Origin of the sequence: Streptomyces sp. 891-h (assembly GCF_022760275.1) — a bacterium.
GTDB lineage: Bacteria > Actinomycetota > Actinomycetes > Streptomycetales > Streptomycetaceae > Streptomyces > Streptomyces spirodelae.
This window is the reverse complement of the sequence record NZ_CP050693.1, coordinates 2,301,569-2,323,459: the sequence shown is the minus strand read 5'-3', so window position 1 is coordinate 2,323,459 and position 21,891 is coordinate 2,301,569. Positions and strand designations below refer to the sequence as shown.

Here is a 21,891-nt window from a genome sequence, read left to right as displayed (position 1 = left end):
TCCGACGGAAGGCACTGACGTGAACGCCCTGGTAAACATGGCGGAGACCGAGGTTCCGCAGAACCCGCTCATCCCGCCGATTCCAGAGTTCGTCATCGGCCTGATCGCATTCGCCATCGTCTTCTTCTTCCTGTGGAAGAAGCTCCTTCCGAGCATCAACAAGGTGCTGGAAGAGCGTCGTGAAGCCATTGAGGGCGGCATCGAGAAGGCCGAGGCGGCTCAGCAGGAAGCTGCCGACGTACTCCAGCAGTACAAGGACCAGCTCGCCGAGGCCCGCCACGAGGCTGCCCGGCTGCGTGCCGAGGCCCAGGAACAGGGCGCCGCGCTCATCGCCGAGATGCGCGCCGAGGGCCAGCGGCAGCGTGAGGAGATCATCGCCGCCGGCCACGCCCAGGTCGAGGCCGACCGCAAGCAGGCCGCGGCCACGCTCCGCCAGGACGTGGGCAAGCTCGCCACCGACCTGGCCGGCAAGCTCGTCGGCGAGTCCCTTGAGGACCACGCCCGGCAGAGCCGTGTCATCGACCGCTTCCTCGACGGGCTCGAAGAGGCTGCCGAGGCCGACGCCAGCGGAGCCGCCCGATGAATGGAGCGAGCCGCCAGGCGCTTGCCGCCGCGCGCGAGAGCCTCACCGCGCTGACCGACTCCACGTCGGCCGACGCCGCGGCTCTCGCCGACGAGCTCGCCGCCGTCACCGCGCTCCTGGAGCGCGAGGTCTCGCTTCGCCGGGTCCTCACCGACCCGGCGAAGGACGGCGAGGCCAAGGCATCGCTGGTGCAGCGGATCCTCGGCGGTCAGCTCAGCGGCCCGGCCGCCGACCTGGTCTCCGGGATGGTCCGCTCCCGCTGGTCGGCCCCGCGTGACCTGGTCGACGCCGTCGAGGAGCTGGCCGACCTGGCCGACCTGGTGGCGGCCGAGCGTGACGGCTCGCTGGACGACGTCGAGGACGAGCTGTTCCGCTTCGGGCGGACCGCTGCCTCCTCGCCCGACCTGCGTGCGGCGCTGGCCAGCCGCACGGCTCAGCCCGAGGCCAAGCGCGCCCTGGTGCACCAGCTGCTGGGCGGCAGGGCCAGGCCGGCCACCGAGCGTCTGGTCACGCGGCTGGTCACTCAGCCGCGGGGACGTAGCCTGGATGGTGGGCTCGAAGCACTGTCCCGGCTCGCAGCCGAGCGGCGGAACCGTTCGGTCGCCGTCGTGACCTCGGCGGTGCCGCTCAGCGACGAGCAGAAGCGGCGCCTGGGTGCCGCGCTGGCCAAGCTGTACGGCCGCCAGGTGCACCTGAACCTGGACGTGGACCCCGAGGTCCTCGGCGGGATCACGGTGCGGGTGGGCGACGAGCTCATCAACGGCTCGGTCGCCGACCGGCTGGACGAGGCCAAGCGGCGGATGGCGGGCTGAAGCGAGCGCGGCAGGACCCGGCGCCCGGCGCCAACCAACTCAACAAGCACGAACGCGGCCCGAGTTGGGCCGTACAAGGGAGTCGGGGGAAACACCGAGTCACCCCCCGGAGCCCGAAGGAACTTACGGGCCCAACAAGGAGAGCAGGGAACCCAGATGGCGGAGCTCACGATCCGGCCGGATGAGATCCGGGACGCGCTGGAGAACTTTGTCCAGTCGTACACGCCGGACGCGGCCTCGCGCGAAGAGGTCGGTACGGTCAGCGCTGCCAGCGATGGCATCGCGAAGGTCGAGGGGCTGCCCTCGGCCATGGCGAACGAGCTGCTGAAGTTCGAGGACGGCACCCTCGGCCTCGCCCTCAACCTCGAGGAGCGCGAGATCGGTGCGGTCATCCTCGGTGAGTTCAGCGGCATCGAAGAGGGCCAGTCGGTGCAGCGGACCGGCGAGGTCCTCTCTGTTCCGGTCGGCGACGGCTACCTCGGCCGCGTCGTCGACCCGCTGGGTGCCCCGGTCGACGGCCTCGGCGAGATCGAGCCCGAGGGCCGTCGCGCCCTGGAGCTGCAGGCCCCCACGGTGATGCAGCGCAAGTCGGTGCACGAGCCGATGGAGACCGGCTACAAGGCCGTCGACACCATGACCCCGATCGGCCGCGGTCAGCGCCAGCTGATCATCGGTGACCGCCAGACCGGCAAGACCGCGCTGTGCGTCGACACGATCATCAACCAGCGCGACAACTGGCGCTCGGGCGACCCGGACAAGCAGGTCCGCTGCATCTACGTCGCCGTCGGCCAGAAGGGCTCCACCATCGCCTCCGTGCGCGGTGCGCTGGAGGAGGCCGGTGCGCTGGAGTACACGACCATCGTCGCGGCCCCGGCCTCCGACCCGGCCGGCTTCAAGTACATCGCCCCCTACACCGGCTCGGCCATCGGCCAGCACTGGATGTACCAGGGCAAGCACGTGCTGGTCGTCTTCGACGACCTGTCCAAGCAGGCCGACGCCTACCGCGCCGTCTCGCTGCTGCTGCGCCGCCCGCCGGGCCGTGAGGCCTACCCCGGCGACGTCTTCTACCTGCACTCCCGGCTGCTGGAGCGCTGCGCGAAGCTCTCCGACGAGATGGGCAAGGGCTCGATGACCGGTCTGCCGATCGTCGAGACGAAGGCCAACGACGTCTCGGCGTTCATTCCGACCAACGTCATCTCCATCACCGACGGCCAGTGCTTCCTGGAGTCCGACCTGTTCAACGCGGGCCAGCGCCCGGCGCTGAACGTCGGTATCTCCGTCTCCCGTGTCGGTGGCTCGGCCCAGCACAGGGCCGTCCGCCAGATCACCGGTTCGCTCCGTGTGGACCTGGCCCAGTACCGCGAGCTGGAGGCGTTTGCCGCCTTCGGTTCCGACCTGGACGACGCCTCGAAGGCGGCCCTCGAGCGCGGTAAGCGGATGGTCGAGCTGCTCAAGCAGCCGCAGTACCAGCCGTTCGCCACCGAGGACCAGGTCGTGGCCATCTGGTCCGGCACCAACGGCAAGATGGACGACGTTCCGGTCGAGGACATCCGGCGCTTCGAGCGCGAGCTGCTGGACTACATGCACCGCGACGAGCAGGCCCTGATGACCGGCATCCGCGAGGGCGCGAAGATGTCGGACGACACCATCCAGGCCCTGAGCGACGCGGTCGACAAGTTCAAGACGCAGTTCGAGACCTCGGACGGCAAGCTGCTGGGCGAGGGCTGAGCATGGGTGCCCAGCTCAGGGTCTACAAGCGGCGGATCAAGTCCGTCTCTGCGACCAAGAAGATCACCCGGGCGATGGAGATGATCGCCGCCTCGCGCATCATCAAGGCGCAGCGCAAGGTGGCAGCGTCCGAGCCGTACGCGAAGGAGCTGACCCGTGCGGTCACCGCCGTCGCGCAGGGTTCCGACGCCAAGCACCCGCTGCTGACCGAGACCGAGCAGCCCAAGCGGGCTGCGGTGCTGCTCATCACGAGCGACCGCGGTCTGGCCGGCGGCTACAACTCCAACGCCATCAAGGCGGCCGAGCAGCTGAACACCCGGCTGGCCGCCGAGGGCAAGGAGGTCGACAGCTACATCGTCGGCACCAAGGGCGTGGCCTACTACGGCTTCCGCAACCGGCCCGTCAAGGAGTCGTTCACCGGCTTCACCGACAACCCGACCTACGCCGACGCGAAGGCCGTGGCCGCGCCGCTGATCGAGGCGGTGCGGGCCGAGTCCGCCGAGGGCGGTGCGGACGAGCTGCACATCGTCTACACCGAGTTCGTCTCGATGATGACGCAGACCGCGGTGGACGCCCGGATGCTGCCGCTCTCCTTCGACAAGGGCACCGAGTCGCTCGGCGTGGGCGACGGCGCCGCCAAGGGCGGTGCCGCGGTCATGCCGCTGTACGACTTCGAGCCGTCGGCCGAGGACGTGCTGGACGCGCTGCTGCCGCGGTACGTCGAGTCGCGCGTCTACAACGCCCTGCTCCAGGCGGCGGCCTCCAAGCACGCCGCCACCCGCCGGGCGATGAAGTCCGCGACCGACAACGCCGAAGAGCTCATCAAGTCGCTGACGCGGCTTGCCAACGCGGCCCGCCAGGCCGACATCACCCAGGAAATCAGCGAGATCGTCGGTGGGGCGAGCGCGCTGGCTGACGCTAACGCGGGGAGTGACCGCTAACCATGACCACCACAGTTGAGACGGCCGCTGCGACGGGCCGCGTAGCCCGGGTCATCGGCCCGGTCGTCGACGTGGAGTTCCCCGTCGACGCCATGCCGGACATCTACCAGGCGCTGACGGTCGAGGTGCTCGACCCGGCCGAGGACGGCAAGAAGAAGACCCTCACCCTTGAGGTGGCACAGCACCTCGGTGAGGGGCTGGTCCGCGCCATCTCCATGGAGCCGACCGACGGTCTGGTCCGCCAGGCCCCGGTGACCGACACCGGCGCGGGCATCACGGTGCCCGTCGGTGACGTCACCAAGGGCCGGGTCTTCAACACCCTCGGCAGGATCCTGAACGAGCCGGAGGCCGAGTCCGAGGTGACCGAGCGGTGGTCCATCCACCGCAAGGCCCCCGCCTTCGACCAGCTCGAGTCCAAGACCGAGATGTTCGAGACCGGTCTGAAGGTCGTCGACCTGCTGACCCCGTACGTCAAGGGCGGAAAGATCGGCCTGTTCGGCGGCGCGGGCGTCGGCAAGACCGTCCTCATCCAGGAAATGATCATGCGTGTGGCCAAGCTGCACGAGGGCGTTTCCGTGTTCGCCGGTGTCGGCGAGCGCACCCGTGAGGGCAACGACCTGATCGAGGAGATGGCCGACTCCGGCGTGCTCCCGCAGACCGCGCTGGTCTTCGGTCAGATGGACGAGCCCCCGGGGACGCGTCTGAGGGTCGCGCTGGCCGGTCTGACCATGGCGGAGTACTTCCGCGATGTGCAGAAGCAGGACGTGCTGTTCTTCATCGACAACATCTTCCGCTTCACCCAGGCAGGCTCCGAGGTCTCCACCCTGCTCGGCCGGATGCCCTCCGCGGTGGGCTACCAGCCGAACCTGGCGGACGAGATGGGTGTGCTCCAGGAGCGCATCACCTCGACCCGCGGTCACTCCATCACCTCGATGCAGGCGATCTACGTGCCCGCCGACGACCTCACCGACCCGGCCCCGGCGACGACGTTCGCGCACCTGGACGCCACCACGGTGCTCTCGCGTCCGATCTCGGAGAAGGGCATCTACCCGGCGGTGGACCCGCTGGACTCCACCTCCCGGATTCTGGACCCGCGCTTCGTCTCCCAGGAGCACTACGACTGCGCCGAGCGCGTCAAGGGGATCCTGCAGAAGTACAAGGATCTGCAGGACATCATCTCCATCCTCGGCATCGACGAGCTGTCCGAGGAGGACAAGCTCACGGTGTCCCGCGCCCGCCGTATCGAGCGCTTCCTGTCGCAGAACACCCACGCGGCGAAGCAGTTCACCGGTCTCGACGGATCGGACGTTCCGCTGGACGAGTCGATCGCGGCCTTCAACGCGATCGCCGACGGTGAGTACGACCACTTCCCCGAGCAGGCGTTCTTCATGTGCGGTGGCCTCGACGACCTCAAGGCCAAGGCGAAGGAGCTCGGCGTCTCCTGACGCCGGACTCCGGAACCCCGGCGCTCTGCTCGCGCCTCCGCGCGCGGTCGCACCGGCCGTGCGCGGATGTGCGCCGGTTGTGCACCGCGGCGGGGGCGGGTACGAGTACCAGCCCCCGCGCCGCACCCCTTATCCTTTCCCCATCCCAGTCTGAGGAGCCACAGTGGCTGAGCTGCACGTCGAGTTGGTCGCCGCCGACCGCAAGGTCTGGTCGGGCGAGGCCAGCCTGGTCGTCGCGCGTACCTCCTCGGGTGATATCGGTGTCATGCCCGGCCACCAGCCGCTGCTCGGCGTGCTGGAGTCCGGCCCGGTCACCATCCGCACGACGGGTGAGAGCGGCAACGGCACCGTCGTCGCCGCGGTGCACGGCGGGTTCATCTCCTTCGCCGACAACCAGCTCTCGCTGCTCGCCGAGATCGCGGAGCTGACCGACGAGATCGATGTCGAACGCGCCGAGCGCGCGCTGGAGCAGGCCAAGTCCAAGGCCGACGAGGACGCCGAGAAGCGCGCCGACGTCCGGCTGCGAGCGGTGACGGCCGCACGCTGACGTTTGTCGCGTCACACCCGGCGCACGACGACCCTCAGCCGCGGGCGGTCCCGGAATCTTCCGGGCCCGCCCGCGGCTGAAGCCATACAGCAGGGTTTGAGAGACTTGTCGCGCGGCAGGTCCCGGAGCAAGCGAGGAGGTCGGTGAAGATGGTCCTCGCTCTGCTGCTGTGCGGCGTGGTCGTCCTGCTGGTGATGGCGGGACTCTTCGCCTTCGGGGTACGCCGGCGGCTCATCCAGCGGTCCGGCGGCACGTTCGACTGCAATCTGCGCTGGGCGGTCTCCGAAGCCGAGGCGGCCGACCCCAAAGGGAAAGGCTGGGCGTACGGCATCGCCCGCTACAACGGGGACCGCATCGAATGGTTCCGCGTCTTCTCCTATGCCCCCAGGCCCCGCCGCCATCTGGTGCGCGGGGCCATTGACGTTCTCGAGCGGCGTTCCCCGCGCGGCGAGGAGGAGCAGGCGCTGCTCTCGGACGCCGTGGTGCTGGCGTGTGCCGTGGGCCCCGAGCGGCTCCGCGTCGAGCTCGCCCTGAGCGAGGACGCCCTCACCGGCTTCCTCGCCTGGCTGGAGGCGGCGCCGCCCGGCCAGCGGGTGAACGTGGCCTAGGTTCCCCGGCCGACGGGACGCGGCCGACCCGCGTCCCGGCGCCGCGGTCCCCTCACGGCGCCGTGATCCCCCACTCCTGCGCCAGTACGGCGGCCTGGGTGCGGCTGCGCAGCTCCAGCTTGCCCAGCAGCCTGCTGACGTGGGTCTTCACGGTGCCCTCTGCCATGGCGAGGCGGGCGGCGATCTCGGCGTTCGACAGCCCCACGCCCAGGCAGCCGAGCACCTCCCGCTCCCGGCGCGTGAGGTCCGCCAGCCCGGTCGGCGGCTCCGCGGCAGCACGCGCGGCCCCGGACCGGTCCGGGGCCGCGGGCCCCGCGAACTCGGCGATCAGGCGGCGGGTCACGGCGGGTGCGATCATGCCTTCGCCGCGTGCGACCGTACGGACCGCGTCGACCACTGCCGCCGCCTCGCTGTCCTTGAGCAGGAAGCCCGCGGCGCCCGCGCGCAGGGCGCCGAAGACGTACTCGTCGAGGTCGAATGTGGTGAGCACCAGCACATCGGCGAGACGGTCGCCGGTGATCTGCCGGGTGGCCGTCACCCCGTCGACGCGGGGCATCTGGATGTCCATCAGCACCACGTCGGGCCGCAGCTCCCGGGCGAGCCGTAGGGCCTCCTCGCCGTCGCCCGCCTCACCGACCACCTCGACATCGGGAGCGTTGCGGAGGATGAGCACGATCCCCGTGCGTACGGCGTGCTGGTCCTCGGCGACCAGCACGCGGATGGTCCGGGAAGTTGTCACGGCTCCGTCTCCCTCTTCTCCCGCCGGCTGTCATGTTCTTGCCTGTTCTCGTGCCGGCCCTCCGGCCGGTCCGGCTCGTGCGGTGCGGGCAGCACCGCGTGGACGCGCCAGATCCGCTCGCCGCCAGGGCCCGTAGTCGGCCCCACCGTCAGCTCGCCGTCCAGCAGCTCCACCCGCTCCCGCATCCCGACGAGCCCTGCCCCGGCCCCGGGCGCCCGCGGGGAGCCGTCGTCCACCGGTGCTCCGTCCAGCGGGCTGGCGACACATATGCCGAGGAGCTCCGCGCGTACGGCGTCGCGGTGGAGCTCCACGGTGACGGCGCCGGGAGCCGCGTGCTTCAGCGCGTTGGTGACGGCCTCCTGGACGACGCGGTAGGCCGCCAGCTCCACCGGTGCGGGCAGCCGCTCCTCCTTGGCACGCAGATCCGTCAGCGTGAAGGTGCGGCCGTCGCCCGCCATCGCCCGGGCGCGCGCCAGCAGCGCTTCGAGCCCGTCGAGGGACGGCGTCGCGGCCGGCTCCTCGCGGCCGCTCGCATTGCGCAGCAGTCCGATGAGGCGGCGCATCTCGGCCAGCCCCTGGACGCTGTTCTCGCGGATGACGCCCAGTGCTTCGCGGGTGGCCCCGTCGCTGTGCTGCGGCTCGGGAAAGGAGAGCGCCGCCGAGGAGTGGATGGCGATGGCCGAGAGGTGGTTGGCGACGACGTCGTGCAGCTCCCGCGCCATCCGTGCGCGTTCGGCGTCGACCGCCTGCTTGCGGTCCATTTCCGCGAGGAGCGCCGTCTGCTCGGCCCGCTGCCGCTCGACGGCCGCCTTGTCGCGGTGGTTGCGGATCATCTCACCGGAGGTGGTCGGGACCAGCAGCACGCCGGCGCAGGCGGCGCCGAGCAGCAGCATCTCGGGTTCCTGGAAGACGACCAGCAGCCCGGCCGCGACGAGCACGGTGACCGCCACCGAGGAGCGCAGTACCGCCCGGGAGAGCCGGGGCGAGCCGTACAGCACGGCCGCGTAGAGCACGTCGGTGAACAGCACCATGGTCGCCAGCAGCGAGCCCGCCGCCAGGTCGGCCGCCTCGGCCGCCACGCCCAGCAGCAGCGCGTACGGCTGCCCGGTGGACCGCAGCAGCGAGGCCACGCACATCATGCCCAGCGGCACCAGCGCCAGCCAGCCCGGAGCAGCCTTCCACAGCGGCGAGCTCCCCAGGTCGAACCACCACAGCAGCAGGCCGCCCGCCGCACCGGTGAACGCGATCAGCCCGTCGTCCGCCGACGGGCGCACAGCGCGCAGCCCGCACCGCGTGGGTGCGGGCTTTACGGCAGCGGCGACGGGCATGGCTTCATTCTCCCGGGCCGGCAGAGCGGGACTGTCACTCGCCCGGCTGATCGGCCGCGCTGGGCCACTGCATCTTTCGATGCAGTCGGCCGCGGTGCGAATCGTCTGGGACGACGACGCCCGGCAGGGCCCCGGGCGGCAGGGTTGGAGGGGTAGCCGGTCGCCGCGTCCGCCACGGGGGGAGGGCGGGGCGGCCGGCAGCTGTTCGCCATCACCCCTGCCGGGGGATACGCCAGGAGGGCGTTCGTTCATGATCGTGACACTGATCATCGCCTGCGAGGTGGGCTTCTGGGTGCTGCTCGCGGTGGGCCTCGCGCTGCGCTACCTCGCGCGGATGCCACGCACCGGTGCGGCGGTCCTGCTGTGCGAGCCGCTGCTGGAGGTCGTCCTGCTGATCGTGACCGCCGTCGACCTGAAGAACGGCGCCGAGCCCGACTGGAAGCACGGACTGGCCGCCGTCTACATCGGGTTCACCGCGACGCACGGGCACTACATGGTCAAGTGGGCGGACGGCCACGCCCTGCACCTGCTCGGCAAGGGCCCGCGCCCGGCCGGGCCGCCCCGCTACGGGACCGCGCGGGCGGTGCACGAGTGGAAGATGGGCGCGCGGGGCATCGGTGGCGCCGCCATCGCTGCCGCGCTGCTCCAGGCCGCGATCTGGTACGTGGGCGGGGGAGAGCAGAGCGAGCCGCTGCGGGCATGGCAGCAGCGGATGGGAATGGTGGCCGTCATCTGCCTGCTGATCGCGGTGAGCTACACGGTGTGGCCGAAGCAGCCGAAGCAGCCGAAGCAGCCGAAGCAGCCGAAGCAGCCGAAGCAGCCGAAGCAGCCCGAGGAGCTGAAGCAGCCCGAGCAGCCCGGGGATGCCGGGACAACAGCTGTCCGGAAATAATCGGCGGCCGGGCGGCGGCGGTCCTCGTACGCTCGCCGTATGGACGAACGCGTGCTGATGGAACGCTCCCAGGGACCCGTCACCCACAGCAGGCTGGTGCGGGAGCTGACCGCGCTGGGGCTGCGGCCCGGTGACACGCTGATGTTCCACACCGCGCTCTCGGCGCTCGGCTATGTGCCGGGAGGCCCGCTCACTGTCATCTCGGCACTGCGCGAGGTGCTCGGCGAGGAAGGCACGTTGCTGGTCTACAGCGGCTGGAACGACGCGCCGCCGTACGACTTCACCGACTGGCCCGCGCCCTGGCAGGAGGCCGTGCGGGCCGAACACCCCGCCTACGACCCCGGGCTGAGCGAGGGCACGCACGACAACGGCCGCCTCCCCGAGGCCCTGCGGCGGCTGCCCGGGGCGCTGCGCACCCGGCACCCCGACAGCTTCGCGGCGCTGGGCGCCCGGGCGCAGGCGCTGATCGACGCGGTCCCCTGGGACGACCCGTACGGCGCGGGCGGGCCACTGGGCAGGCTCGTCGCCGCCGGTGGCCGGGTCCTGCTGCTGGGTGCGCCGCTGGACACGCTCACGGTCCTGCACCACGCCGAGGCGCTGGCCCAGGCCCCCGGCAAGCGTCATCTGACCTACGAGGTCCCGGTGCTGGACGCCGAGGGCGACCGTGTGTGGCAGCGGTACTGGGACATCGACACCGAGGACGAGGCGTTCGACTACGGCCAGGTCGTTCCCGAGGGCGTCTGGCCCTTCACCGTCATCGCGCGGGAGGCGCTCGCCGCGGGTGTCGGCCTGCGCGGTCGGGTCGGCGCTGCCGAGTGCCACCTGTTCGAGGCGCCTGAGCTGGTGCGCTTCGGAGTGGAGTGGATCGAGCGGAACATCACCGCGGCGTAGCGGGTCCTTCCGCGGTTCCGGGGCGGCGGCGGACCGTCACGCGCCGGGGTCGCGGCCGGGAGCCTCCTTGGAGTCCGGCTGCTTCAGTGCCTCCAGCGTCGCGCGGGTGTCCTTCTTCATCCAGCCCGCGACGGTGGATTCGGACGGCGGCTCGAAGTCCTCGTCGATGCCGCCGCCGAACCAGCTCCAGCTCATCTCGTACGTCATCCACCCGGCACGCACCTCCAGCATGAGCCTGCCCAGGCTGTCGCCGCGCTGCTCCTTGATCAGGTACGCCTCGTCACCGAAGCCGTCGACGGGGGAGACCTCGTACTGGTACGTGCCGGACTCCTGGTCCTCCCACGTCCGCTGCTCGGAGGCGAACTCGGGCGCGGGGTCACTCTTCTTGTGCCAGGTCACCGTGGTCGAGACGTAGGTGGTCGGGGGCGTCTTCGAGGTCTCGCCGTGCTCGATCAGTGTGCGGCTGCATCGGCTGATGTCGAGGCCCTTCTGCCGCGAGGAGTAGCCGTCCGGACTGTCCGAGGAGGACTCCTGGATCCGGTATTCCTGCTGGAAGGACTCGAGCTTCGCCGTCTCGCACATGTCGTGGTGGAAGCGGTAGCCCTTGAAGTCGGCCTCGGCCGAGTCGGAGGCGCCCTTGTCCAGCGCGCCGGTGGCCATCAGCGTCGCGGCCCAGGTGACCGAGGCGACCACCACGCCGCCCAGCGCCCACAGCCAGCGTGGCCCGCCGCCGCGCACCGGCCCGCCCGGCGGCGGTCCGGGCGGCCCTGGCGGGCCGGGCGGCGGAGTCTGCGGCTGCGCGTACGGGTTGAACTGGTACGCGGGTGTCGCGGTGGAGGTGGGCTGCTGTGCGTACGGCTGCTGTGGCTGGGCCCCCGGTATCGCCATGCGCGGCACAGTACCCGCTGACCTACGGTCAGTCTCCGTCGGGGCCGGGCAGCCTGGCGGCGAACGCCTCGATGGCGGCGCGGGTGCCGGCGGAGTCCGTGTGCAGGTGGCCCGCCATGCCCAGGGCGCGCGCGGTCTCGACGTTCTCCGGGACGTCGTCGACGAACAGCGACTCCTCGGCCGTGGCGCCCAGCAGTTGGAGTGTGTGCCGGTAGATGCGCGGATCGGGCTTGGCGAAGCCCACCTCGCAGGAGAGCACGGCCTCGTCGGCGACGGACAGGCGCGGGGCCAGGTTGGGGCGGGCGTCCGGCCAGGCGTTGCTGACGAAGGCGATACGGGCCCGCCCCCGCAGTGCGGCCACCGCGTCCAGCAGCGCCCGGTCCCAGACGGGATCGCCCGCCAGATCCCGGCGCAGTTCGGCGAGGCCGCCCTCGTCCAGCGCGAGCCGCTGGCGGACCACCGACCACCAGGCGGCGCCGCTCATCCGGCCGACGAGCACCTCGGTGTCGTTGCCCGCGTAGACGGCCGTGACGAAGTCCCGCTCCGTGATGCCCAGCCGGGCCGACCACTTGGCGGCGGCTGCCGGCAGCATGTCCTCCACCAGCACGCCGCCCAGGTCCATCAGCAGCGCGGGCCGACCCGGCACCGGTGAGCTCACCGCTCGCCGCCCGGCACCCACAGCACGTCGCCGACCGGCTTGTTGGCCGTACGCGCGAGGATGAACAGCAGGTCGGAGAGGCGGTTGAGGTAGGTCGCGGTCAGCGGGTTCATCGTCTCGCCGTGCTCCTCGAGCGCCGCCCAGGTGGAGCGCTCGGCGCGGCGGACGACGGTGCACGCCTGGTGCAGCAGCGCCGCGCCCGCCGTACCGCCCGGCAGGATGAACGAGCGCAGCTTCTCCAGCCCCTCCAGGAAGCGGTCGCAGTCGGCCTCCAGCTTGTCGATGTAGGCCTGCTCGACCCGCAGCGGCGGGAACTCGGGGTTGTCCACCACGGGCGTCGACAGGTCGGCGCCCACGTCGAACAGGTCGTTCTGCACCCGCAGCAGGACGGCACTGATCTCCTCGTTCAGCTGTCCGAGGGCCAGCGCCACCCCGATCGCGGCGTTCGCCTCGTTGGCGTCCGCGTACGCCGCGATACGGGAGTCGGTCTTGGCGGTGCGGCTCATGTCGCCGAGCGCTGTGGTGCCCTGGTCGCCGGTTCGGGTGTAGATCCGCGTGAGGTTAACCATGCGCCGAGCGTAACGGGGCCCCCGGACGCGGGGGCTGAGGCCCGGCGCCCCCGGGGAGGGGCAAGGGCGTTACGCGCTCACCTTGCGGAACACCCGCGTGCCCAGACCCAGCGACACGACGGCCAGGGCGGCAGCCACCGCGGCTCCGAGGATGACGGAGCCGTCCCCGTAGTCCCCCGTGAAGGCGTGCCGCACCGCGTCGACGACGTACCGGAAGGGCACGAAGCGCGAGAGCGTGTCCAGCCACCCCGGTGCCAGTGTCATCGGCAGCAGGATGCCGCTCAGCAGCACGGCGGGCATGTTGAGGGAGCTGACGACGGGGGCGAACTCCTGCGGCGAGTTGACGCGCATGGCCAGCGTGTACGACAGCGAAGCGAGCGACGCGGCGAGCAGGCCGACCAGGACGAAGCCGATCAGCACTCCCGTCACGGGGGCGCGCAGCCCCATCGCGACGCCGACCAGGACGAGCAGCAGCGACTGCGCGAACAGCTGGAGCGAGTCGCGCACCAGCCGGCCCAGCAGCAGCGCGAGCCGGCTGACGGGGGTGACCCGCATCCGCTCGACCACGCCGGTGTGCTTCTCCATCAGGATCGTGAACCCGGCGAAGGCGGAGGAGAACAGGGTGAGCTGGACGAGGAGCCCCGGTACCAGCGTCTGCCAGGAGTCGCCGTCCCCGCCGAGGTGGAGGTCTTCCAGCAGCGGGCCGAAGAGGACGAGGAAGAGCAGCGGCTGGAGCGCCCCGAACAGCAGCCCGAGTTTGGAGGAGGCCGTCTGCCGGATGTAGCGCCCGGCGATGATGCCGGTATCGGTGAACAAGTGGGACATACGAGGTGTCCGTTCTCTGTGGGGTCGTCTGCCTGGAGTGGGGAGGCGTTCTTCGCCGGTCGCCGGTCGCCGGTCGCCGGTCGCCGGTCGCCGCGCCGCGACCGTCGCTCATACGGCGACGGGGGCCGCTTCCTGCTCGCGCTGTGTCTCGCGTCCGGTGAGGGCGATGAAGGCGTCCTGGAGGCTGGCGTCCGCCGAACCAGCGTGGGCGTGCTTCAGCTCTGCGGAGGTGCCCTGCGCCACGACGCGGCCGTCGTCCACGATGACCAGCCGGTCGGCGAGCGCGTCGGCCTCGTCGAGGTAGTGCGTGGTCAGGAAGACGGTCATACCGCGCTCGTCGCGCAGCCGCCGCACGAGCTGCCACAGGTCGGCGCGGCTTCCCGGGTCGAGACCGGTCGTCGGCTCGTCGAGGAAGAGCAGCGCGGGGCTGTGGGTGAGTGCCATGGCGATGTCCAGCCGGCGCCGCTGGCCGCCGGAGAGGGCGCCGCAGGGCCGGTCCAGCAGGGCGCTCAGGCCGAGTTCACCGGCCAGCTCCTCGGTGCGGCGGGCTGCCTCGCTCCGGCCGAGCCGGTAGAGCCTGCCCTGGGTGGTCAGCTCCTCGCGGACGCTGACGGTGGGGTCGACGCCGCCGGACTGTGCGACGTAGCCGATGCGCTTCCGCACTCCCGTGGGGTCGGCGACCAGGTCGTGGCCGGCCACGGTCGCCGTCCCCGAGGTGGGCGGCAGCAGTGTGGTGAGCATCCGGAGCGTGGTCGTCTTGCCGGCTCCGTTGGGGCCGAGGAAGCCGAGGATCTCGCCCTGCTCGACGGTCAGGTCGATGCCGCGTACGGCCTCGACGGTGCGGGACTTGGTGCGGAAGGTCCGGGTCAGCCCGGTGGTGTGGATGGCTGCTGGCATGGCCCAAGAAAAACAGAGTCACTTAAAAGTTGCAACCTCCCCAAAATTTGAGAGGCCCCATCTTGGCCTACGATGAGGGCATGACCAGCACAGCCCCCGAGGGCCGCAGAGAACGGAAGAAGCGCGAGACCCGCCGGCGGATCTCCGACATCGCCACGGGGCTGTTCATGGCGCGCGGCTTCGACGCGGTCACCATCGCGGAGATCGCCGAGGCCGCGGACGTCTCGGTCAACACCGTCTACAACTACTTCCCGGCCAAGGAGGACCTCTTCTTCGACCGCGAGGAGGAGATGGTCGACCGCGCGGCGGCGCTGGTGCGCGACCGCGCGCCGGGCCAGTCGGCTGCCGCCGCCGTACTGGGCAGGCTCCGCGAGGACATCGCCGAGCAGAACCTGTACGCGGGCATCCGGGACGGTTTCGGCGAGTTCATGTGCGTGGTGCGGGAGTCGCCCGCGCTGGTCGCCCGGCTGATGGTGATGCACCACCGCACCGCGAACCGGCTCAAGGACACCCTGGTCGCCGAGACGGGCGCGGCCCCCGGCGATCCGATGCCCGAGCTCGTCGCCTACGAACTGGTGAACCTGGTCAACCTCGTGACGCGCGGCGCCACGCTGAGCATCGCCGACGGAACCTCACCCGAACAGGCCGCGCGGGAGGCGCTCGCCAAGGTGGACGCCTTCGAGTCCTTCGTCACCGGCGAGTTCCTCAACTACGCGACGAAGCCCGGCCGGTGAGCCCTCCCGGCCCCCGCCGCCGGCCTGGTGTGACGTCCGCCATGTGAGACGTGATACGTGTCTCTTCGTCCCCCACGTCCGCCCGTAAGGCGCTAATGTCCGCCCAACGGACGGTCATTCACAAGGCGCTGGGGCTCGCCGCAACAGCGGGCGCGCGGCCCGGCGGGACGAAGTGAGGGTGAAGAACGTGGCGAAGAAGCTCGCCGTCATCGGAGCCGGACTGATGGGCTCCGGAATCGCACAGGTCTCGGCCCAGGCCGGCTGGGACGTGACGCTCCGCGATGTGACGGACGAGGCGCTCACCCGTGGCACGGACGGGATCAAGGCGTCGTACGACAAGTTCGTCTCCAAGGGGAAGCTGGAGGCCGCCGACGCCGAAGCGGCACTGGCCCGGATCACCACCACGACGGACCTGGACGCCGCGGCCGAGGCGGACATCGTCGTCGAGGCCGTCTTCGAGAAGATCGAGGTCAAGCGGGAGATCTTCGCGGCCCTCGACAAGCTCGCCGGAGAGGAGGCCGTGCTGGCCTCCAACACCTCGGCCATCCCCATCACCAAGATCGCCGCAGCCACCAGCCGGCCGGAGCGGGTCGTCGGCACGCACTTCTTCTCGCCGGTGCCCATGATGGCCCTGTGCGAGCTGGTGCGCGGCCTCAAGACCAGCGACGAGACGCTCGCCACCGCGCGGGCGTTCGCCGAGTCGGTCGGCAAGACCTGCGTCGTCGTCAACCGGGACGTCGCCGGCTTCGTCACCACCCGCCTGATCTCCGCGCTGGTGGTGGAGGCGGCCAAGCTCTACGAGTCCGGCGTCGCCTCGGCCGAGGACATCGACACCGCTTGCCGGCTCGGCTTCGGCCACGCCATGGGGCCGCTGGCCACCGCCGACCTGACCGGCGTCGACATCCTGCTGCACGCCACCGAGAACATCCACACCGAGTCCCAGGACGACAAGTTCGCCCCGCCGGAGCTGATGCGGCGCATGGTCGACGCGGGCGACCTGGGCCGGAAGGCCGGACAGGGCTTCTACTCGCACTGAGCAGGGCTTCCACTCGCACTGAGCCGTCCGGTACCGGGCAGAACGGCGAAGCGGCTCGGCCCCGGGGCGCGGCCCCGCGGTGTGGACCCCGGAGGGCGGGGCGGCCGCCCCGTCCGGCTCTCGTGCTCCCTCACGGGGGTGAAATCCGGTATCGGTCAGGACACGGACGGCAACCACACCGCTGCGGCGTCAGTCATCAGTAGTGAAGCCCGCCACAACAAGTGAAGAAGACGGCCACAGCACGAGACGGTCACCACGAGGCGGCCACGGCGACACGACGGGCCACCGCCCGGCCGGCGGCGACAGCGGGCGTCCGGCGCGCCGACGTCGGCGCCGGCGCCGGACTCGGGCACCGAGAGCACACGCAAGCGCCGAAAAGCGACGGAACCACTCCGGGGAGCGCATATGCACATCAGGGGCGACCACGCCGAGCTGGTCGTCGGAGGTCGTCTTGACGTCCGCAGCGCGGCGGACGCCCGTACGGTCCTGCACGCAGCCGTCGACTCGGGCGACGGCGACCTGGTGCTGGACCTCGCCGAGCTCGACTCGTGGGACGCCACGGGGCTCGGCGTGATCATGGGCGCCCACCGCCGCGCGGGTCGGTGCGGCCGCAGGCTCGTCCTGCGCGAGGTGCCCCCACAGATGCAGCGCCTGCTGGTGGCCACCCGGCTGCACCGCATCCTCGCCATCGAGACCACGGCGCCGGGCGGCGGCTCCCCGGCGGCTTCGGGCGCCACCCGGGCGAGCAGGTCCCGCTCCGCACAGCCCGGGATTCTGGCGAAGCCATGACAATCAGGCCGGTACCGTCCCCGCGCGTCGCCCCTTCCTGGACAATGGAGGCCGCGCACCGGACCGGCCCCTCCCGTTCGGTCGGGCGCGCCACCTCTTGGGAGACATGACGACGATGGAACGGCACGGCAGCGAGCGACACGCACCCGGGGACGAGCAGGCGACCACCGGCGGCGGGACGAGCGGCGGAACCGGCAATGAGGCGGGCGCCGGGACGGCCGGCGAGCCGGCCCGTGCCGTCCGGCTCGTGGCCGACCAGTACCTCGTGACGGTCAACCCCGTCGACGGCAGCGAGATCGAACCCTGCCCGCCCGGGGAGCGGCACGGCACCCCGCCAAAGCGCGCCTCGCAGGAGCGCCCCGTCCCACAGGCCTCCGCCGCCGCTGCGCTGCCGCCCGGCAGCCTGCTGGAGCGGGACGAGGAGCGCGACCGGCTCTCCCGGCTGCTCTCCCGCGGCCGCTCCGTCCGGCTCACCGGCCCCGCCGGATCGGGCCGCAGCGTCCTCCTGGACGCAGTTGCCGCCGATGTGGCCTCGCTCGCACCCGACGGAGTCGTCCGCCTCAGCGGCTACCGGCGCACCCCCAGCGACCTGATGTACGACCTGTTCGCCGCCGTGCACAGCGCGCCCCTGCACCGCCCGGGCAAGGCGGAGCTGGTCGGCGCGCTCGGCCAGGTCGGCGCGGTCGTCCTCGTCGACGACCTGGAGTTCGGCGGCGCGGCCCTGGACGAGCTGCTGCGGGCCACTCCCGAGTGCGCCTTCCTCTTCACCGCCACACCCGACGCTCCCGCCCCGGCCCCCGGCAGCTACGTCGAGGAGATGTTCCTGCCGGGGCTCAGCCGCACCGCCTGTATGGAGCTGATGGAGCGGGCCGTCCACCGCCAGCTCACCGACGACGAGGCCGACTGGGCGGCCGACCTGTGGTTCGGCTCCGAGGGGCTGCCGCTGCGCTTCGTCCAGGCCGGGGCACTGCTGCGGCTCCAGGGCAGCGGCAGTCTCGTGGCCGAACTGCCGGACGATGTGGCACTGGCCCCGCTGCTGGCCGCGGCGCTGACCGAGGCCGGACGCGGAGCACTGCGGCTGGCCCTCGCGCTCGACGGGGAGCTGCCGCACTCCGACCACCTCCCGGCGCTCACCAACGACCCGCAGGCCGAGGACAGCGTCACCGAACTGCTGACCTCCGGGCTGATCAGCCCGGCAGGCGGCCACTTCAAGCTCGCCGCCGGTGTCGCCGCCGAGCTGACCGACGCCGGGTTCGCCGACGGCCGCGCCGCCTACGCGCTCGCCGCCGCACAGCACTACAGCTGGTGGGCCGGGCAGTCCTCGGTCACCGCCGACCGCGTCGCACTGGAGGCCGACGCGCTGCTGGCCGCCGTACGCGCCACCCAGCGCGACGGGAACGCCAACGCGGCGGTCCTGCTGGCCCGTACCGTGGCGCCCGTACTGGCGGCCGGGATGCGCTGGAGCGCCTGGGAGCGGGTGCTGCGCTGCGGCCAGGAGGCGGCACGGGCCTCCGGCGAGCTCGCCGAAGAGGCCTACTTCCATCACGAGCTGGGCATCCTCGCCCTCTCCGCCGGCAACCCGGAGCGGGCCCGCTCCGAGCTGGAGACGGCCCTCGGACTGCGCGGCACCCTGGCCGAGCAGCGCGGCATGGTCGCGGCCCGCAGAGCGCTGGCACTGGTGACCGACCGGCTCGCCGCGACCGGCACCCGGGGACCGGCCGCGCTGCCGTCCGCGCCCGCAGCCGGGCTGCCACCGGCACCGGGCACGACTGCGGCGACCGCACAGCAGGCTGCCGGGACAGGCACGGCTGACACCCCCGGGGACACCCCGGCCCTGGGCGCTCCCGGGGCCGTGGCCGCGGCAGGTGCCGAGACCGACGCGGCCACCACGACGGTGATGTCGGCCGCCGCGGCTCAGCAGCAGCCGGGAGAGACGCTGGTCTCACCGGCGGACGGCGCTCACGACGCGACCGGCTCCGCCTCACACGGCGCGCGCTCGGGCGGGCGGCACACCGCACCGCGCGGCTGGCGCGCCTTCGCCAGCAGCAAGCGGAACCTGGCAGCGGCAGGTGCCGGAGCACTGCTCGCCGCCGTTCTCGGCACCGTCGTCACCCTCGGCACGGTCTCCGACGACAGCCCCCCGGACTCCGTCAAACCGGACGCCGGCACCTCCCAGGACGACGAGGACAACGCCCCCGGCGACGAGTCCCCCGGCGACGACGGCCGGAGCGGACAGCCCGACCGGCCGCAGCCGGCGGCCGGCAAGCCGTCGCAGGACCCCGAGGCGCCGACCACCCCGCAGGACAACGGGGAGCCCGAGAACGGGCCGAGCTCGCCCCGGGACTCCTCCAGCGCCCCCGGCGACCCGGGCAGCTCGCAGCAGCCGCCGTCCTCGCCCCAGCGCCCGCCGTCCTCGCCGAACCGGCCCCCGTCCTCCTCGCCCGAGGACCCGCCCTCCTCGCAGGACCCGTCGCCCAGCCCCAGCGACGACCCGTCCTCGCAGGACCCGCCGCCGAAGACCCCGACCGGCAGCGCGGACGACACCGCCACATCGACCGACCGCTCCCCGAGCAGCGGGCAGAGCACAGGCTCGGCCTCAGGCTCCGGCTCGGCGGACCCTTCGGCGTCGTAGCAGCGGGCGTCCGCCGGGTGTCCGGGCCGGTTCTGCCGTACATCGGCAGTGACGCTCGCCGGGAGGCTGCCGCACCGTGCACAGGCGCGGACGACCCCGCAGCGGCAGGATTCGCACCATGACCGAGGGCCGAGAAATGATCTGCCGTCCCCGCTGGAAGCGCACCCTGTGGTCGTGCGCCGGGGTCGGTGCTGCCGGTGCCGCCGGTGCTGCCGCGTGCGCTGTGGGCCTGGCGCACCGGGGCGGGCCGTGGGGCGTGTGGGCGGCCGTCGCGCTGTTCTTCGCGCTGACGGGCGCGGCGGCGCTGTACGCGGTCACCGCGCGGGTGACCGCCGACGCGCACGGCCTGCGCTCCCGTACGCTGCTGCGCCGGTGGAGCGCGCCGTGGACCGACGTCGTCGATCTGCGGGTGTATCTGCGGCACGAGCTCAACCACCGGGCCGAGACCACCGGCCGGGTCAGCGTGGTGCTGCGGGACGGCCGCAAGCGCCTCCTGCCCCTGCCACGCGGCCTCTACGAGGACGCGGACTTCCGCGCCACGCTGGAGGAGCTGCGCGGACTGCACCGCCGCCACGGGGCACCCGGTTCCGACCACCTCCCCGTGCTCTCGTACCGCACCCGGGGACGGCCCTGGGCGGGGGCGCTGAGCCTGTTCGTGCTGCTGCTCGCGGGCGCGGGCGTCGCCGCCTCGTACGTGCCGGACGCCGGCTCGTACGAGCGGGCGTGGCAGACGGCCGCACCCTGCACGGCACAGACGCCCGCCGATGAGCGAGGGGACTGCCTGAGCCGCGTGCCGGCCGTCATCGCGCGGACCGACGCCGACCGGCCCAAGCAGCGGGGATGGCTGTACTTCGACGGCGGCCGGCCGCTGGAGCGGATCGGCGTCTCTCGCGACGCGGCGCTCGCGTTCGAGGCAGGCGACCACGTCGAGGTGACCGTCTGGCACGGCCAGGTGATGAAGGTGGCGGGGGAGGGGCACGTCTGGAGCGAGCACGTCCCCGGCGCCGGAGATGTGGCAGCGCTGGCCGCCGCTCTCGCCCTGGCCGCGGGCTACCCCGGCGCCAAGGTGGTGCTGCGGCTGCGCGGGCGACGGCGCCCGGACGACGAAGTCCTCCCCTCGGCACTCCCGTTCGCGGGCGCGCTCGTGGGTTCGGCACTGTGGCTGGTACCGCTCTGCTACCTCCACCCCGCCGACCCGTTCGCCTCCGGCGGGGTGACCGCGTGGACGGCCGGGGGCTCGGTGGGCACGCTGGTCCTCTTCGGCTGGGCCTGGCGCGCCACCCGGCTGCGGACCCCCGCTGCGGCCCGCGAGGCCGAGGCGGCCCCTTCCTCCTCCCCGGAGGAGGAAGGCGAAGTCTTCCTTCCCGCACGCTTCCTGGAGCACACCGCGTACAACCCGCGCGGCTTCGGTACCCACATCGTCATCGGAGGCGGTCCGCCCGCGGTGACGCCCCACTCAGGACCGGGCCGGTTCGCGGCCAAGCCGATCCCGGTGGAGCGGCTCACCGTCGGCCAGGTGCGGCGCGTCAGGGGCGACGACGGCGGCACCGTCCCCGGCAACTGGCACATCGCCGAACTCGACGACGCGGGGGAGCCGGTGCGCCTCGCGGCGGCACCGGCCGATCTGACCCGGATCCTGCGTGCGCTGGAATCCGAGCCACCGCCCGCGGGCAGCGGCCCTCAGAACAGCCGGAGTTTGTCGTCCTCGATACCGCGCAGCGCGTCGTAGTCGAGGGTGACGCAGTCGATTCCGCGGTCCGTGGCGAGCACCCGGGCCTGGGGTTTGATCTCCTGGGCCGCGAAGACGCCCTTGACGGGGGCCAGATGCGGGTCGCGGTTGAGGAGTTCCAGGTAGCGGGTGAGCTGTTCGACGCCGTCGATCTCGCCGCGGCGCTTGATCTCGATGGCGACGGTCGTCCCGTCACCGTCCCTGCCCAGGATGTCCACGGGGCCGATGGCGGTGGGGAACTCGCGGCGGATCAGTGACCAGCCCTCGCCGAGGGTCTCCATCCGGTCGGCGAGGAGCTCCTGGAGGTGTGCTTCCACGCCATCCTTGATCAGGCCCGGGTCCACGCCCAGCTCGTGGGAGGAGTCGTGCAGTATCTCCTCCATCGTGATGATCAGTTTCTCGCCTGCCTTGTTCTCCACCGTCCAGCGTTTGTCGTCTCCCTCTTTCAGGGTGCACGGGGGAGACATCCAGTTGAGGGGCTTGTACGCACGGTCGTCGGCGTGGACGGACACCGAACCATCCGCTTTGACCAGGATGAGTCTGGGCGCCGAGGGCAGGTGCGCGGTGAGCCTGCCGGCGTAGTCGACAGAGCAGCGGGCGATGACGAGACGCATGGTCGG

The 21,891-nt window shown here is 72.0% G+C and carries 22 protein-coding genes; 14 read left to right on the top strand and 8 right to left on the bottom strand.

What is annotated here, in order from left to right; genetic code table 11:
* Window positions 1-19: 19 nt before the first annotated feature.
* The 7 genes from HC362_RS09765 to HC362_RS09735 all read left to right on the top strand — a co-directional run bounded on the left by HC362_RS09765 (window position 20) and on the right by HC362_RS09735 (window position 6,664).
* Entirely contained in the window at window positions 20-583 is a 564-nt protein-coding gene (locus tag HC362_RS09765) for a F0F1 ATP synthase subunit B (protein ID WP_209239159.1), read from the top strand.
* The gene (locus HC362_RS09760; protein ID WP_243083515.1) at window positions 580-1,395 is read left to right on the top strand and encodes a F0F1 ATP synthase subunit delta; all 816 of its coding nucleotides are present in this window, start codon (window positions 580-582) and stop codon (window positions 1,393-1,395) included. Before HC362_RS09765 ends, HC362_RS09760 begins: the two co-directional genes overlap by 4 nt.
* A gap of 156 nt (window positions 1,396-1,551) precedes the next feature.
* Window positions 1,552-3,123, top strand: a complete 1,572-nt coding sequence (gene atpA / locus HC362_RS09755) for a F0F1 ATP synthase subunit alpha (RefSeq protein WP_243083514.1) — start codon at window positions 1,552-1,554, stop codon at window positions 3,121-3,123.
* 2 nt (window positions 3,124-3,125) lie between these two features.
* A complete protein-coding gene (locus tag HC362_RS09750) occupies window positions 3,126-4,064 on the top strand; it encodes a F0F1 ATP synthase subunit gamma (protein WP_243083513.1) in 939 nt (312 codons plus the stop codon).
* Between the two features lie 2 nt (window positions 4,065-4,066).
* Window positions 4,067-5,509 (top strand): F0F1 ATP synthase subunit beta, encoded by a 1,443-nt coding sequence (atpD, locus tag HC362_RS09745; RefSeq protein WP_209264583.1) that lies wholly within the window; start codon window positions 4,067-4,069, stop codon window positions 5,507-5,509.
* Between the two features lie 163 nt (window positions 5,510-5,672).
* Window positions 5,673-6,056: a F0F1 ATP synthase subunit epsilon gene (locus HC362_RS09740; RefSeq protein ID WP_243083512.1), complete on the top strand. Its 384-nt coding sequence runs from the start codon at window positions 5,673-5,675 to the stop codon at window positions 6,054-6,056.
* Between the two features lie 149 nt (window positions 6,057-6,205).
* Window positions 6,206-6,664, top strand: coding sequence for a DUF2550 domain-containing protein (locus tag HC362_RS09735; RefSeq protein ID WP_209264746.1), 459 nt, complete (start codon window positions 6,206-6,208; stop codon window positions 6,662-6,664).
* A gap of 52 nt (window positions 6,665-6,716) precedes the next feature.
* Here the strand turns inward: HC362_RS09735 and HC362_RS09730 are convergent, their stop codons facing one another.
* Together HC362_RS09730 and HC362_RS09725 are read right to left on the bottom strand one after the other, a co-directional pair.
* A complete protein-coding gene (locus HC362_RS09730; protein WP_243083511.1) occupies window positions 6,717-7,403 on the bottom strand; it encodes a response regulator transcription factor in 687 nt (228 codons plus the stop codon).
* Complete coding sequence (locus tag HC362_RS09725; protein ID WP_243083510.1) at window positions 7,400-8,731, bottom strand: histidine kinase; 1,332 nt, start codon at window positions 8,729-8,731, stop codon at window positions 7,400-7,402. The genes HC362_RS09730 and HC362_RS09725 overlap by 4 nt, the downstream gene beginning before the upstream one ends.
* A 250-nt stretch (window positions 8,732-8,981) precedes the next feature.
* On the opposite strand from HC362_RS09725, the gene HC362_RS09720 reads away from it, so the two are divergent.
* On the top strand, window positions 8,982-9,623 hold the full coding sequence (locus tag HC362_RS09720) for a hypothetical protein (protein WP_243083509.1): 642 nt from the start codon (window positions 8,982-8,984) through the stop codon (window positions 9,621-9,623).
* 39 nt (window positions 9,624-9,662) lie between these two features.
* A complete protein-coding gene (gene aac(3), locus HC362_RS09715; protein ID WP_243083507.1) occupies window positions 9,663-10,514 on the top strand; it encodes an aminoglycoside 3-N-acetyltransferase in 852 nt (283 codons plus the stop codon).
* Between the two features lie 36 nt (window positions 10,515-10,550).
* Here the strand turns inward: aac(3) and HC362_RS09710 are convergent, their stop codons facing one another.
* From HC362_RS09710 to HC362_RS09690, 5 genes are all read right to left on the bottom strand, one after another.
* Complete coding sequence (locus HC362_RS09710) at window positions 10,551-11,402, bottom strand: hypothetical protein (RefSeq protein ID WP_243083505.1); 852 nt, start codon at window positions 11,400-11,402, stop codon at window positions 10,551-10,553.
* Window positions 11,403-11,430: 28 nt separating this feature from the next.
* Window positions 11,431-12,060, bottom strand: a complete 630-nt coding sequence (locus HC362_RS09705) for an HAD family phosphatase (RefSeq protein WP_243083504.1) — start codon at window positions 12,058-12,060, stop codon at window positions 11,431-11,433.
* Window positions 12,057-12,629: a cob(I)yrinic acid a,c-diamide adenosyltransferase gene (locus tag HC362_RS09700; RefSeq protein ID WP_243083502.1), complete on the bottom strand. Its 573-nt coding sequence runs from the start codon at window positions 12,627-12,629 to the stop codon at window positions 12,057-12,059. Before HC362_RS09700 ends, HC362_RS09705 begins: the two co-directional genes overlap by 4 nt.
* A gap of 69 nt (window positions 12,630-12,698) precedes the next feature.
* Complete coding sequence (locus tag HC362_RS09695; protein WP_243083501.1) at window positions 12,699-13,454, bottom strand: ABC transporter permease; 756 nt, start codon at window positions 13,452-13,454, stop codon at window positions 12,699-12,701.
* 108 nt (window positions 13,455-13,562) lie between these two features.
* Complete coding sequence (locus tag HC362_RS09690) at window positions 13,563-14,351, bottom strand: ATP-binding cassette domain-containing protein (RefSeq protein WP_243083499.1); 789 nt, start codon at window positions 14,349-14,351, stop codon at window positions 13,563-13,565.
* An 80-nt stretch (window positions 14,352-14,431) separates the two neighbouring features.
* On the opposite strand from HC362_RS09690, the gene HC362_RS09685 reads away from it, so the two are divergent.
* The 5 genes from HC362_RS09685 (at window position 14,432) to HC362_RS09665 (ending at window position 21,271) form a co-directional block, all read left to right on the top strand.
* Entirely contained in the window at window positions 14,432-15,085 is a 654-nt protein-coding gene (locus tag HC362_RS09685; RefSeq protein ID WP_243083498.1) for a TetR family transcriptional regulator, read from the top strand.
* A 187-nt stretch (window positions 15,086-15,272) separates the two neighbouring features.
* A complete protein-coding gene (locus tag HC362_RS09680; protein ID WP_243083496.1) occupies window positions 15,273-16,121 on the top strand; it encodes a 3-hydroxyacyl-CoA dehydrogenase family protein in 849 nt (282 codons plus the stop codon).
* Window positions 16,122-16,526: 405 nt separating this feature from the next.
* A complete protein-coding gene (locus HC362_RS09675) occupies window positions 16,527-16,910 on the top strand; it encodes an STAS domain-containing protein (protein ID WP_243083494.1) in 384 nt (127 codons plus the stop codon).
* Window positions 16,911-17,016: 106 nt separating this feature from the next.
* Window positions 17,017-19,542 (top strand): ATP-binding protein, encoded by a 2,526-nt coding sequence (locus tag HC362_RS09670; RefSeq protein ID WP_243083492.1) that lies wholly within the window; start codon window positions 17,017-17,019, stop codon window positions 19,540-19,542.
* Between the two features lie 118 nt (window positions 19,543-19,660).
* Window positions 19,661-21,271, top strand: a complete 1,611-nt coding sequence (locus HC362_RS09665; protein ID WP_243083489.1) for a PH domain-containing protein — start codon at window positions 19,661-19,663, stop codon at window positions 21,269-21,271.
* Here HC362_RS09665 and nucS read toward each other — a convergent pair.
* Window positions 21,223-21,885 (bottom strand): endonuclease NucS, encoded by a 663-nt coding sequence (gene nucS / locus HC362_RS09660; protein WP_243083486.1) that lies wholly within the window; start codon window positions 21,883-21,885, stop codon window positions 21,223-21,225. The two genes, HC362_RS09665 and nucS, sit on opposite strands and share 49 nt — an antisense overlap.
* Between the last annotated feature and the right edge of the window lie 6 nt (window positions 21,886-21,891).

What these genes read in the sequence shown, in the direction of transcription:
- HC362_RS09675 (WP_243083494.1), top strand. Translation starts at nt 16,527, where the DNA reads ATGCACATCAGGGGCGACCACGCCGAGCTGGTCGTCGGAGGTCGTCTT.
- HC362_RS09685 (WP_243083498.1), top strand. Translation starts at nt 14,432, where the DNA reads ATGACCAGCACAGCCCCCGAGGGCCGCAGAGAACGGAAGAAGCGCGAG.
- HC362_RS09665 (WP_243083489.1), top strand. Translation starts at nt 19,661, where the DNA reads ATGACCGAGGGCCGAGAAATGATCTGCCGTCCCCGCTGGAAGCGCACC.
- HC362_RS09750 (WP_243083513.1), top strand. Translation starts at nt 3,126, where the DNA reads ATGGGTGCCCAGCTCAGGGTCTACAAGCGGCGGATCAAGTCCGTCTCT.
- atpD (WP_209264583.1), top strand. Translation starts at nt 4,067, where the DNA reads ATGACCACCACAGTTGAGACGGCCGCTGCGACGGGCCGCGTAGCCCGG.
- HC362_RS09710 (WP_243083505.1), bottom strand. Translation starts at nt 11,402, where the DNA reads ATGGCGATACCGGGGGCCCAGCCACAGCAGCCGTACGCACAGCAGCCC.
- HC362_RS09735 (WP_209264746.1), top strand. Translation starts at nt 6,206, where the DNA reads ATGGTCCTCGCTCTGCTGCTGTGCGGCGTGGTCGTCCTGCTGGTGATG.
- HC362_RS09720 (WP_243083509.1), top strand. Translation starts at nt 8,982, where the DNA reads ATGATCGTGACACTGATCATCGCCTGCGAGGTGGGCTTCTGGGTGCTG.
- HC362_RS09725 (WP_243083510.1), bottom strand. Translation starts at nt 8,731, where the DNA reads ATGCCCGTCGCCGCTGCCGTAAAGCCCGCACCCACGCGGTGCGGGCTG.
- HC362_RS09670 (WP_243083492.1), top strand. Translation starts at nt 17,017, where the DNA reads ATGACGACGATGGAACGGCACGGCAGCGAGCGACACGCACCCGGGGAC.
- HC362_RS09690 (WP_243083499.1), bottom strand. Translation starts at nt 14,351, where the DNA reads ATGCCAGCAGCCATCCACACCACCGGGCTGACCCGGACCTTCCGCACC.
- HC362_RS09760 (WP_243083515.1), top strand. Translation starts at nt 580, where the DNA reads ATGAATGGAGCGAGCCGCCAGGCGCTTGCCGCCGCGCGCGAGAGCCTC.
- atpA (WP_243083514.1), top strand. Translation starts at nt 1,552, where the DNA reads ATGGCGGAGCTCACGATCCGGCCGGATGAGATCCGGGACGCGCTGGAG.
- HC362_RS09700 (WP_243083502.1), bottom strand. Translation starts at nt 12,629, where the DNA reads ATGGTTAACCTCACGCGGATCTACACCCGAACCGGCGACCAGGGCACC.
- HC362_RS09695 (WP_243083501.1), bottom strand. Translation starts at nt 13,454, where the DNA reads ATGTCCCACTTGTTCACCGATACCGGCATCATCGCCGGGCGCTACATC.
- nucS (WP_243083486.1), bottom strand. Translation starts at nt 21,885, where the DNA reads ATGCGTCTCGTCATCGCCCGCTGCTCTGTCGACTACGCCGGCAGGCTC.